This is a genomic window from Mycobacterium liflandii (assembly GCF_022354805.1).
GTDB lineage: Bacteria > Actinomycetota > Actinomycetes > Mycobacteriales > Mycobacteriaceae > Mycobacterium > Mycobacterium marinum.
This window is the reverse complement of the sequence record NZ_CP023138.1, coordinates 2793070-2805511: the sequence shown is the minus strand read 5'-3', so window position 1 is coordinate 2805511 and position 12442 is coordinate 2793070. Positions and strand designations below refer to the sequence as shown.

At 64.4% G+C, this 12442-nt stretch carries 8 protein-coding genes and 5 pseudogenes; 3 read left to right on the top strand and 10 right to left on the bottom strand.

From position 1 onward, the window contains the following. Nucleotides 1-79: 79 nt before the first annotated feature. Both CKW46_RS12615 and CKW46_RS12610 read right to left on the bottom strand, forming a co-directional pair. Nucleotides 80-388 (bottom strand): annotated as a pseudogene (locus tag CKW46_RS12615) (PE family protein); the annotation flags it as partial. Nucleotides 389-686: 298 nt separating this feature from the next. Continuing rightward, nucleotides 687-1982 (bottom strand): annotated as a pseudogene (locus tag CKW46_RS12610) (class I adenylate-forming enzyme family protein); the annotation flags it as partial. Between the two features lie 143 nt (nucleotides 1983-2125). Here CKW46_RS12610 and CKW46_RS12605 point away from each other — a divergent pair. Next, nucleotides 2126-3329: pseudogene (locus CKW46_RS12605) on the top strand (ISAs1-like element IS2404/ISMul1 family transposase). A 9-nt stretch (nucleotides 3330-3338) separates the two neighbouring features. On the opposite strand, the pseudogene CKW46_RS12600 reads toward CKW46_RS12605, so the two are convergent. The 5 genes and pseudogenes from CKW46_RS12600 to dapB all read right to left on the bottom strand — a co-directional run. Beyond that, nucleotides 3339-3611: pseudogene (locus tag CKW46_RS12600) on the bottom strand (AMP-binding protein); the annotation flags it as partial. Nucleotides 3612-3710: 99 nt separating this feature from the next. Continuing rightward, nucleotides 3711-4832, bottom strand: a complete 1122-nt coding sequence (locus CKW46_RS12595) for a PPE family protein (protein WP_193376266.1) — start codon at nucleotides 4830-4832, stop codon at nucleotides 3711-3713. Between the two features lie 528 nt (nucleotides 4833-5360). Next, complete coding sequence (locus tag CKW46_RS12590; protein WP_085981912.1) at nucleotides 5361-5762, bottom strand: flavodoxin family protein; 402 nt, start codon at nucleotides 5760-5762, stop codon at nucleotides 5361-5363. Between the two features lie 50 nt (nucleotides 5763-5812). After that, a complete protein-coding gene (locus tag CKW46_RS12585) occupies nucleotides 5813-6277 on the bottom strand; it encodes a tetratricopeptide repeat protein (protein WP_482053216.1) in 465 nt (154 codons plus the stop codon). Between the two features lie 7 nt (nucleotides 6278-6284). Further along, nucleotides 6285-7022 (bottom strand): 4-hydroxy-tetrahydrodipicolinate reductase, encoded by a 738-nt coding sequence (gene dapB, locus CKW46_RS12580; RefSeq protein WP_012393728.1) that lies wholly within the window; start codon nucleotides 7020-7022, stop codon nucleotides 6285-6287. Nucleotides 7023-7125: 103 nt separating this feature from the next. Here dapB and CKW46_RS12575 point away from each other — a divergent pair, with 103 nt between their 5' ends. Further along, nucleotides 7126-8463 (top strand): HNH endonuclease signature motif containing protein, encoded by a 1338-nt coding sequence (locus CKW46_RS12575; protein WP_482053215.1) that lies wholly within the window; start codon nucleotides 7126-7128, stop codon nucleotides 8461-8463. Between the two features lie 6 nt (nucleotides 8464-8469). Here the strand turns inward: CKW46_RS12575 and CKW46_RS12570 are convergent, their stop codons facing one another. Then, complete coding sequence (locus tag CKW46_RS12570; protein ID WP_117436851.1) at nucleotides 8470-9558, bottom strand: NAD(P)H-dependent amine dehydrogenase family protein; 1089 nt, start codon at nucleotides 9556-9558, stop codon at nucleotides 8470-8472. A 5-nt stretch (nucleotides 9559-9563) separates the two neighbouring features. Continuing rightward, complete coding sequence (locus CKW46_RS12565) at nucleotides 9564-10589, bottom strand: Rieske 2Fe-2S domain-containing protein (protein WP_240274932.1); 1026 nt, start codon at nucleotides 10587-10589, stop codon at nucleotides 9564-9566. Nucleotides 10590-10712: 123 nt separating this feature from the next. On the opposite strand from CKW46_RS12565, the gene CKW46_RS12560 reads away from it, so the two are divergent. Beyond that, nucleotides 10713-11354, top strand: coding sequence for a TetR/AcrR family transcriptional regulator (locus CKW46_RS12560; RefSeq protein WP_015355283.1), 642 nt, complete (start codon nucleotides 10713-10715; stop codon nucleotides 11352-11354). A gap of 5 nt (nucleotides 11355-11359) precedes the next feature. Here the strand turns inward: CKW46_RS12560 and CKW46_RS12555 are convergent. Next, nucleotides 11360-12441 (bottom strand): annotated as a pseudogene (locus CKW46_RS12555) (PDR/VanB family oxidoreductase). Nucleotide 12442 lies beyond the last annotated feature (1 nt).

The window sequence follows — 12442 nt, the reverse complement described above, 5'->3', positions numbered from 1 at the left end:
CGGCGGCCTGGCTCACGGCGGCCGCCTGGCTTGCCAGCCCGGCCGGGTTGGCGATCTGCGCGGGCGTGGTCAAAGGATTCAGCGTGCCGGCGGCCGCCGACGAATTGGCCGTCTCTGCGGCCGCATAGGTGCCAGCGCTGACCCCGAGCGTTCTGACGAACATGTCGTAGAGGGTCGCCGCCTCGGCGCTAACCTGCTGATACAGGGTTCCGTAGGCGGTGAACAGTGACGCCTGCAGCGCCGACACCTCGTCTGCTGCCGCGGGAATGACTCCGGTCGTGGTCGGAGCCACGGCGGCCACGTTCTCCGCATCCATCGTCGCACCGATGGTCTCCAGCTTGCCCGCCGCTGCCGCCAGCTCTTCGGGCTGTGTAGTCAGAAAAGACATCTATTGCTCCTTCCTTGTGAAACATTCCGGCTCATTGCCGCGACCGAATTTCCTGTACATTTGCTGAACACTTTCTGAATATTTTCTGATTGGCTCCTGTGCACTGAGATAAGGCTAGTGATATGCACCCCCGCACTTCCGGCCCAAAGACGCAGGCGAGGAATCCATTTACGGTTTCTTAACGCCGACGCCGACAGCGCTAACACTGTCCATTCGAGCGTGTCACCTTGGCACGGCCGACCGCACCGAATTGAGCCTTGTGGCGAAAAAATTTCTGCGGGCCGTGCGCGCGCGTCAGTCACCGCAAGGCCGCGCCCCACTGGATCTGCTCGCGAAGCTTGGCCTTGAGCAGCTTGCCTCCGGCGTTGCGCGGCAACGGATTGGTCACCACGGTCACGTATTGCGGGACTTTGAAGTCCGCGAGCTGGGCCCGACAGTGTTGCAGCACCGCGGCCACATCGATCGGGTCGGCGCCCCCGAACAGCACCGCTCCGACCTTCTCCCCTATCACCTCGTCGGGCACGGCCAACACACACTCGTCGGCGATGCTGGGCGCGGACAACAACACGGATTCGACCTCGACACTCGAGACGTTCTCCCCACCCCGGTTGATGATGTCTTTGAGTCGATCGATGACGTGCACCCGGCCCGCATCGTCGACGCGGACCACGTCACCGGTATGCAACCAGCCGTCCACGATCGTCGCCGACGTGGCCTCCGGCCGATTCCAGTAGCCCGCCGTCACATTGGCGCCACGCACCACCAGCTCGCCTACCAGCTCACCTGGACCGGTCCCGCCGTCGCGCAACGGAATTACCCCCAGGTCCACCGAAGGAACCGCATATCCGACCGAATCGGCGTGCTCGACGGCCTCCGGGTCGGGCAGCACGGTCATCAGCGAGGCGGACTCCGTCATGCCGTATCCATTCAACACCGTGGCCCGCGGAAACGCTTCCTTCACCCGCCGCACCAGCGACGGCGCTATCGGCGCACCCCCGTAGCAGACCTGGCGGACTCCCGAAACATCGGCAGCGCCAAAATCCTTGTGCCGCAGCAGTAAAGAATACACCGCCGGAACGGTCACCAGGAGCGAGATCCGCTCTGCGAGAAGCGTTACGAGCGCCTGGTCAAGGTCGAGTGCAGGCAGGATCACCGCGACGCCGCCAAGCCGGGCGGCCGTCAACAGCTGTGAGTTACAGCCTGTCACATGAAACAACGGCACCGTGATCAGGGTGCGCAGTTGCTCACCGAGATCCGTTGCCAATCCGAGACATCTGAGCCCGTTCTCGGTGTTGGTCAGGAACGCCTCGTGGGTCGTTGGCACGCCCTTGGGTTTTCCGGTGGTGCCCGACGTGTAGAACAGCGCTGCGACATCACGCCGGCCGAGTTGCTCGGTCACATACGGATCGCCATCGGGCAGCGCGTCCTGTGGTGCCAGGTCGATCCGTGCCCCGCAGTCGTTTAGCACGAATTCGACCTCGGGGCGGGCCGAGCGTGTGTTGACCGCAACCGCGATCCCCCCGGCCATCAGTACCCCCCAAAATGCCAGCACCCAATTGATGCCCGCCGGGTATCGCACGGCCACCCGGTCACCCAGGGCTCCGGCGTTGTTGATTAGCAGGCTTGTGAGCTGGGTTGATGATCTTTGGTGCCGCGCTATTGGGGCCGGAGTGTAGGCACGGGCTATCTGGAGAACGATCGAGTTGGTTACTGTTCGTCGTTGGTCTGGAGTTGCCCGTGCCTACCGTTTCAGTATTGCCTGTGTCGTCGGTTCCAGAGGTGTTCGACCGCTGGAGTCCTGGTGAGCGCAGCGAGCTCATCGGATCGGAGTTTCTCGATGTGTTGGCCTCGGTGCCAGACCCGAGGGACCCACGCGGTCGGAGGTATTCGCTGATGGCTTTGTTGGCGATCGCGGTTCTGGCCACTGCCGCGGGGATGCGCGGCTATGCTGGTTTTGCCACATGGGCGGCCACCGCTCCCGATGATGTGTTGGCCCAATTAGGGGTCCGGTTCCGGCGGCCCAGTGAGAAGACCTTCCGCGATGTTTTGTCTCGGCTAGACCCCGCCGACCTCAACGCCAGGATGGGCAGTTACTTCACTGCACACGTGGCCAGCAGCGACCCCAGTGGATTGGTGCCGATCGCGTTGGACGGCAAGATGCTGCGTGGTGCCTTTACGCGCCAAAGCGACAGCCACGCATCTCGTGTCGGTGTTCGCCCACCGTGCCCGATTGGTGCTCGGTCAACTCGCTGTCGCCGAGAAAAGCAATGAAATTCCCTGCGTACGTGCCCTGCTCACGCTGCTGCCGGGTAGCTTGCGGTGGCTGGTCACCGTGGATGCGATGCATACCCAGGTCGTCACCGCGAAGTTGATCTGCGCCACCTTGAAGTCGCACTACCTGATGATCGTCAAGTCCAACCAAGCCAAAATACTTGCGCGTATCACCGCGCTGCCCTGGGCCGAGGTGCCCACAGCCGCTACCGACGACTCCCGCGGCCACGGCCGTGTCGAGACCCGCACCCTGCAAATCATCACCGCTGCACGAGGAATCGGCTTCCCCTACGCAAAACAAATCATCCGGATCACTCGTGAACGCTTGATCACCGCCACCGACCAGCGCAGCGTGGAGGTGGTCTATGCCATCTGCAGCCTGCCGTTCGAGCACGCCCACCCTACCGCGATCATGACCTGGATGCGTCAACACTGGGGAATCGAGAACAGCCTGCACTGGATACGCGACGTCACCTTCGACGAAGACCGTCAAAGGGCACATACCGGAAACGGCGCACAGGTCCTAGCAACGCTACGCAACACCGCGATCAATCTGCACCGCCTCAACGGCGCCGACAACATCGCCGAAGCCTGCCGGATCACCGCTTTGACCGCCAACCGCCGCCTAGACCTCCTCAATCCACAATTCCCCAGCTCACAAGCCTGCTAATCAACAACGCCGGAGCCCTGCCCGGTCACCTGGTTTCAGGCCGTCGGCCCGCAGCCCTCCGGCCACTCGCGATGCGCGGCACCACAACTGGCGGTAGGTCAACCGGTCGCCACCGACTTCGATCACCGCCATGGCGTCGGGACGGCTGTCGAACTGCTCGGCGAGCATTTCCAGCAGGGTGGCCGGCAGTTCGTCGTAGCGCGCGACGCCGTTGCGATCGACGCAAACCCCTACTCGCGGGAACGGGTTGTGGTCGCGGGAGATTTCGATGACCGAACTCATGTCCCAATCCTTTTGCTACTACATCAGCGCTCACCGGTGTCGTTGTTGCCCCATATCAACAAACGGTAGGAGCGGCCGGCTGCGTAGTCCAGGTTCAGGTCAGACGAGGACTTTCTTCGGCATCACCCTCGGTTTGACTCCGTACCGCGGGCCTGGCCGCGCACCAGCACCGTTGGTGCCGGCGACCATCCCCGCCGGGCTCGGCACGTCCTCGTCGGGAACCGCCCAGCCCGTGCCGTCGGAGGCGGCGCCGCCGGTCGCAGCCGGTGCCGCGGTAGTCCAGCCCACCGGCACCGACAGCGCACCGACCGAGGATGCATCGCCAACGCCCGCGGAGGTGACCGTTTGGGCCAGTGCGGATCCCGCCGCGGCCGCCGGGGCGACCCCGCCCGCGGAGGTTGCGGTATTGGCGCTGGTCTGCAAGGTCAGCAGATTGGCAGCGATCATGGTGGCATAGTCCGCGGTCGCGCCCAGGCCGTGAAACGCGGACTCTACGAACCGCGGAATATCCAGAAAGATGATGTCCTCTATGAAAGCGCCGAGTGACGTCACATGCGGTGAGGATGTCACGGGAGCCGACAGGCTCATGACCGCATCGGAGACCGTGCTGATCAGGTTCTCGAAACCCGCCTGCTGCACCGAAACAGAGGCGGCAGCGTGGCTGACCGCGACCGCCTGGCTGGCGATCCCGCCCGGATTGGTGGTCTCCGACGGCCGGGTCAGTGGATTCAGTCTTACGGCACCCGCGCAAGAGGCCGCATAGCCGTACATGGCCGACGCGTCTTGGGCCCACATCTCGCCGTAACGTGCCTCGGTAGCCGCGATAGCCGGCACATTTTGCCCAAAGATGTTGGTCGCCATCAGTGCCGCCAGCCGCGCTCGGTTCGCCGCAACCTCGGCCGGGGGCACTGTCATGGCGAATGCGGTTTCGAAGGCGGCCACCGACGCCGCGGCCTGCGCCGCAGCAAGTGCTGAGGATTCAGCGGTGTAGCTCAACCAGGCCAGCAACGGCTGTGCCGCGGCGGCCATCGACAGCGACGCGGTACCCAACCACTGATCGGAACTGAGCCGGGTGATGACCGACTCGATGGCGGACGCGGCGGTGCTCAGCTCGACAGCGATGTCGTTCCATGCCGCCGCGGCCCCCAGCAGCGGAGCCGCTCCCGCGCCGAAGTACATGCGCGCGGAGTTTATCTCCGGAGGTAGAGCTCCAAAATCCACTTGGGATTCCATTTCTCGTTCTAGCCGGGGATATTGGCGTTCTGTGCTCCAGGTGTGCCATCCATTATCCAACAGCCTGCCCGCCAATGCGGGCTCAAGCGCGCCGATTGCAGCTTCTTTATTGCAACGCACTCGAAGTTTGCCTGCACCCGAGTTCCTTGCCGGACACAATTACCGTCTCGGCGTAGGTGTCGCCGATTGTGCGAGCAGGAAGTCCGCGCAGCGCTCTCCGATCATGATCGAGGGGGCATTGGTGTTGGCGCGGGGAATGCGAGGCAGCGCCGAGGCGTGGCTCCCCATCGCGACGCTGCAAGCGGGATGGCGGGTGGTGATCGCGGTTTCTCGAATGCATGCCTTCACATCGGAACCCGGGCCTGGGAGAAGTTCAGGCCCGACAGCGGATGCGATCGGCTCGGTGGCGACGATTTCCCTTGCCCGTTCCAACGCGCACACCAGCGCATCGACGTCGTCGCGCTCGGCTCGAATGCCCCTGTCTTGGGATCGGCGCGCATCACGGCAGCACGGGACTCACTCCATCAATTGCGCGGCGACCGTCGCGCCGAGGTTCCAACACGCCTCGACATCTGCCTTGGTCGGCTTACCCATCACCACGACGGTCTCCGCGGCCTTTACCCACCCGAGTCCGGCGGTGATGCCGTCGATGGCACGTAGGGCTCCCTCGGTGCCCTCATTGCCGTGCATCCAGGCCCCGAAGGGCCGACCTCGCGTCGAGTCGAGCAATTGGTAGTAGGACTGGTCAAACGCGTGCTTGAGCGCGCCCGAGATGTAGCCAAGGTTCGCCGGGGTGCCCAGCAAGTACCCGTGCGCCTCCAGCATCTCTACCGGTGAGACGGTCAACGCGGGCCGCCGGACGACCTCCACACCCTCGATCTCAGGGTCAGTCGCCCCGGCCACCACCGCCTCGAACATCTCCTGGCAGTGCGGCGACGGCGTGTGGTGCACGATCAACAGTCGCTTGCTCACTGCCGCGCCTGCAGTTCGACAGCGGTTCTCATGGCTTCGCGGGCACGGCGGCGGTCCCCCGCGTAATCGTAGACACGGGCCAGCCGGTACCAGCGCCGCCAATTTTGCGGGTCCTCTTCCAACTCGGCGCGCATCGTGTCGAACAACGCGTCAGCCGCATCGCGCTCGATCCGGCCCGACGCCCGCCGCGGCAGCCCCTCGGCGTCGAGTTCTAGTCCCTCTTCGGCGATGAGGCGGGCCAGCTTCTGATGCGTGAATCCAGCTCGTAGCGTCGCGACCATCGCCCATAACCCGATCAGCGGCATGATCAGCAGCGCCAACCCCAGCCCCACCGCGGCCGCGCGACCCGAGCCGATCATCGCGAACGCAAGCCGGCCGAGCATGACGAAATACGCCAGTAGGGCTACGCACATGAAGGCAATCAGCACCTGAACACGCACGGTGCGCACAGTGTCACTCATTGGTCACTCACTGCAGGTTGAGCAGCGGCTCAATACCTATGGTCAGGCCGGGACGCTCCCGGACCCGACGCACCGCCAGCAGCACACCGGGCACAAACGATGTCCGGTCCAGGCTGTCGTGGCGGATTGTGAGCGTCTCCCCCTGCGTACCGAACAACACCTCCTGGTGAGCGACGAGTCCGGCCAAGCGCACCGCGTGCACCGGGATCCCGTCGACGTCGGCGCCACGAGCTCCCGGCAGGCTGGTGCTGGTGGCATCGGGGTTGGGCGCCAGGCCTTCCCGCGCCTCGGCGATCAACTTTGCGGTACGGGTGGCCGTGCCCGATGGTGCGTCCGCCTTTTGTGGATGATGCAGCTCGATGATCTCAGCGGAGTCGAAGAACGGCGCAGCCTGCTTGGCGAAATGCATGGATAACACCGCCCCGATAGCAAAATTCGGCGCGATCAACACTGCCGTGCTTGGCTTTTTGGCCAGCCATGATTGCACCTGCTCGACCCGCTCGGCGGTGAAACCTGTGGTTCCGACCACGGCGTGAATTCCATTGTCGATCAGGAACTCCAGGTTGCCCATCACCACGTCGGGGTGGGTGAAGTCGATGACGGCCTCAGTGTTTGTCTCGGTCAAGGTACTCAGTGGATCACCGGCGTCCACCTCGGCGGACAGGGTCAAGTCCGCAGCGGACTCGACCGCCGAAACCATCGTCGCACCGACTTTTCCCTTGGCTCCCAATACGCCTACTCGCATGGCCTTCACCCTAGACCCGGCACCGTCATCCACAGTCCGGCGTTCATCCACAGCGGCCGTTGACCGCCGCACCCGTGTTGCCGCACACACATAAAATTCGAACATGTATTCGATATCCGCCTTGTTGGACGCGCTGGACGCGGCGGTGGCGGCGATCGGTGAAGCCGACCTTGGCCACCTCGAGCCCGCCGCTCGGCTGCGCGCGCTGCAGCGGATGGAGAACGCGCGACGACGCCAAGCGGTGGTCAGCCACGACGTGATCGCGGGCCTGGCCACCGAAGATCCGGCCGACATCGGCGGCCCGGTCTACAAGGTGGTCGCCGACTGGCTGCGCATCAGCTGCGCCGAAGCCCGTCGCCGGGTTCACGATGCCCAACAACTATCACCGCGCATCACGCTGACCGGCCAACCGCTGCCGGCGGAACTGCCCGCCACGGCACAGGTGTGGCGCCGGGGCCTGCTGGATGGCCAGCACGTAAAGGTCATAGCGGCCTTCGTGCGCGATCTCCCCCAGGACACACCGGCCAACACGGTCAGACAAGCGGAACAATTTCTGGCCCGGCAAGCGGTGCAGCTGCGGCCCGACCAACTCGAAAAGGTCGCCAACCGCGCCGCGGTGCTGATCAATCCCGACGGAAAGTTCTCCGACGCCGACCGGGCCCGCCAGCGTGGCTTTACCTGGTGCGCTCAACGCCCCGACAGCATGAGCATCGGCAAACTCATCGCCACCCCACAACTGCGTGCCCATCTCGATGCATGGCTGGCCCGGTTCGCCGCACCCGGAATGTGCAACCCCGATGACGAAACACCCTGCGTCAAAGGCGAACCCACCGACGAGGTCACCGACAAAGATCTGCGCAGCCCCGCCCAGCGCCGCCACGACGCCCTCAACGCCCTGCTCGACGGCCGGCTAGGTGATCCAAAACTCGGTGCCCACAACGGATTGCCGGTGACGGTCATCGTGTCGACCACGCTGCGGGAACTGACTTCGGGCACGGGCCGCGCGGTGACCGGCGGTGGGACGTTTGTGCCCATGCGCGACGTGATCCGGATGGCCAGCCGCGCATATCACTACTTGGCAGTTTTCGACGAACATTCAAATCGCCCCCTGTATCTCGGACGATCTCGCCGACTAGCCTCGGCCGATCAGCGGCTGGTCCTCTACGCGCAGGACCGCGGCTGCACCCACCCCGGCTGCGACGTGCCCGGCTACTGGTGCGAAGTGCACCACACCGACGAGTGGGCGGCCGGCGGCCCAACCGACGTCGACAAACTCACCTTTGCCTGCAAGCCCGATCACAAGCTGGCCGGAAATGGCTGGCAAACAACGAAACTCCCCAACGGACGGACCGCATGGATCCCGCCCCCACAGCTCGACCGCGGCGCACGCACCAATGACTACCATCACCCCGAGCGCCTCTTCGACGACGGGGGGCCCTGACCGGGGCTAGTTCTTGAACCGCCCGGCAAACCCGCGCAATGGAAGCTCAGCGCTGGTGATCAAGCCGGGCCGTGCCGCCACCACCGACTTGATCGAGTTGAGGGCGGGCATGCCGGTGACCGTCATGCCGATGGAGGCGAAGTTGTCCGGGTTGGACAGGTCCACACCGGCTTTCGGGAAGATCATGTGCTTGTTGTAGATGCACGGGTCACCCTTGATCTGGGTGATGTAGCAGCCCTTGATGTTCCAGCTCGGGTCGGTGTGCGGCGTCATCTGCCACTCCAGGTGTGTCTCCACCCGCGGCACCCCGCCGACCATGCCCTGATACTTGAGATAATTACCGCCGAGTGAGCCCTTGGGCAGCGTATACCAGCCCAGGTCGACGTCCTTGGTGCAGGCCCCGAGTTCGTAACTGAACTTGACCTCGTCGAGCGGCAAGTCGAAACAGTCCGCCATCATCAGCACGCTGTCGGCGAAGACCCGCGTGTACTTCTCCAGCTTGGCCGGAATGTCCGGGTCATCAACCGGTTGACCGTAACCGACCTCGATCCAGGTCTCCTTGGAGTGGTGGCATGACACGTCGACGGACTCGATCGTGGTGACGTTCTCGATCTCGGCCACATCAGCTAAGCACACCACACCCAGGATCTGGTTCAGGCCGGGGTTCATGCCGGTGCCGTAGAACGTGGCGCCGCCCTTTTCACACGCCTCGGCCAACAGCTGCGTCACCGGCTTGCCCGATGGATGTGGATGGTTGTGATCGCGGTGCCACCCGGTGATCCAGTCGGCGGTGGTGACGATATTGATGCCCGCCTCGAGCACTTTGACATAGAGGTCTTCGTCGGGGAACACACCGTGAAACGTGAGCACATCCGGCTTGGCCGCGACGATGTCGGAGACGCTGCCCGTGGCCGTTACGCCGATCGGGCCGATACCGGCCAGTTCCCCGGCATCTGCGCCGACCTTGTCTGGCGAATAGCAGTGCAGCCCGATCAGCTCCAGGTCGGGCCGGGTTTGTAGCCGTTTGATCATCTCGCGACCGACGTTGCCGGTGGCGACCTGAAAGACCCGAATCGGTTGGGGCCGTGCACTCATTCGGTTCAGCCTTTCTGCAACGCTGCATACACCTCGGCGGCGCTGCCGCCGATGCCGTCGGGATAGAACTGCTTGGCCCATCGGCGAATTGCGGTGAATCCGGCGAGTTCATCAGTGGTTAGCGCTGGCGGGTCGCAGTAGCGCTGATGAGCCCAAATCTGGATGTCTTGCTTGAACTGACGGATCACTTCCCGGCCGAATTCGGCAGCTTTGAGTTCGGCTCGGGCCGGATCCTTACCCGGGGTGCGGCCGATGTAGACCATGAACCGGACATCGGAAGTGGATTCGTCGACCGGCGTGATCGCCGAAATGGTGCGATTGTCGACCATGCCCCAGCTCTTGGTGACCGCCACTCCCAGGCCGCCGTTGATCGCCTCCACGCCGCTGTTGATGTCCTCGATCTGCTGGCCGTCATCGCCTTCGAAGGTGATGGTGAAGTCGACGAAAGACACTGGGCCGTCGAAGTCGTGGCGGGTGAACACCGGCACTATCGGAGTGTTGTGCACGTACTTGAAGTGCGCGAAATCCACCCCGTTCTCGAGCACGTATTGCGGATGCAGTTCCAATGTGTGCCGGTAGAGGCGCTGCTGCGGATAGTAGTCGGCGACGCTGCTGCCATCGTTGAAGCCGGCGAACACATCCGGGGCGTCGAAGAACGGCGCACGGCCTTCGACATCGTGCCAAAGGTAGACCGACGCATTGCGCTCCACCACGGGATAGGTACGAATGCGGCGCCCTCGATTTGGCCGGTCCTGATACGGAATGCACACGTTGCGACCCAGCTGATTCCACTGCCACCCATGGAACGGACACTGCAGCACCTCGCCAACGACCTTGCCGCCGTAGCCGAGGTGGGCGCCAAGATGTTCGCAATAGGCGTTCATCACGGTGAGCTGGCCCGACTCGGCCCGCCAGGCGATCAATTCCTGGTCGAAGTACTTCATGGTGCGTACGTCACCCACGCCGATCTCGTCGGACCAGGCGACCTGGAACCATCCGGTCGGCTTCATCGACAGCGGCGGCTTGGCCATCTGAGCAGTCCTCCTTGGCGGCTTCGTACGAATGATAGGCCGCCCCGCCAAAAAATCACAGCACTTTCATTGAAAATGTGGATTTGCCCCTACTGCCATCGCGACAGCCGATACCATCGGCACATGACTCGGGCCGGAGTCACAGGCAGACGCCCCAACCGGCGCGGCAACGCCACCCGCGAGAGCATGCTCGAAGCGGCGCTGACGTCACTTGCTTCCGGGGATCCGGGCTCGGTTTCGGCCAACCGCATCGCCAAGGAGATCGGCGCCACCTGGGGTGCGGTGCAATACCAGTTTGGCGACGTCGACGGTTTCTGGGCCGCCGTACTGCACCGCACCGCCGAGCGGCGTGCGGGGTCGATGTTGGCATTGTCGAAGCCGCTGCAGTCCGGCCGGCCCCTGCAGGAGCGAGTTGCCGCCGTCATCGAGACCCTGTTTCACGGCCTGGCATCGGCCGATTCACGCGCAATAGAGAACCTGCGCGCCGCGCTGCCCCGAGACCCAGGCGAACTCGAGCGCCTCTATCCCCGCACCGCGGCCGAGCTGTTCTCCTGGGGCAGAAGCTGGCTCGAAACGTGCCAGAACGCCTTCGCCGATCTCGATGTCGACCCCAACCGGGTGCGTGAGGTCGCCGCCCTCATTCCCGGCGCGATGCGCGGGCTGGTGTCAGAGCGACAACTGGGTTCCTACGCCGACCTCGAGCTGGCACGACGCGCGCTCACCAATGCGCTGGCGGGTTACCTGAAGAATTCTCGAACACCCTGAGTCGCTCAGGCGTCGATGACGACCCGAGCGCTGTGCCCCCGCGAAACGCAGACCAGCATTTCGTCGTCCCCCTGCGCCGCCCGGCCACGGTGATCAACCTGTCCGGCAAGCACTTTGACCTTGCACGTGCCACAGAATCCCTGTTGGCAGGAGTACGCGGTCGTCGGATCGCGGTCGAGCATGACGTCCAGCGCTGTCCGATTCGCCGGGATGCTCAGCACCTCGCCAGTGCGCGCGAGCTCCAGCTCGAACGGCACCCCGTCCACGACCGGCGGCGGGCTGAATCGTTCGTAGTGCAAAGGTGCACAGGGATATTCAGCACGCGCCGCGCGTACCGCCTCCAGCATTGGGGGTGGCCCGCACACGTAGACGGCCGTCTTCGGTCCGGCGCCGGCCACCAGATCTTCCACTTGGGCAAAGCGCCCGTGTTCGTCGTCGGCCCACACCGACACCCGCTCCGGTGCCATAGCCACGAGCTCATCGAGTAGGGGCATGTACTCGCGGCTGCGACCGGCATACATCGCGCGCCAATTGACGCCGCGCTGGTGGGCCAGCGCGACCATCGGCAGAATCGGAGTCACCCCGATACCGCCGATCACAAAGAGCATGTCGTGCTCGGCAGCACCGAGATAGAACGCGTTGCGCGGCCCCTCGAAGACCAGGATGTCTCCCGGTTGGTAAGCGGCGTGCATCTCGATGGAACCGCCGCCCCCGTCGGCGATGCGGCGCACCGCGATGCGGTAGTCGGTGCGGCGCCCCGGTGGGCCGCACAGCGAATACTGGCGGCGCCGGCCAGAGGGCAGCTGCACGTCGATGTGCCCCCGGGTGACCAGGACGGAAGCAATCCGCCGTCCGGGTCTGCCAGGGTCAGCGCGACCACGTCGGGCGCGACGAGCTCGCGCTCAACCACCCTGGCGCGATGTGTCCGGCCCACCGGCGTTACCCGCGACGGATTCCACCGCGAGAACCGGGCGAATCCACCGAACATGGTGCGCACACCCCACAATGCGGTGGCAAAGCGATCCCGGTGGCTGCGACCGTACAGATCGGCGGGCCTGCTGGTCCAGCTGCTCTCCGACACCGCCATA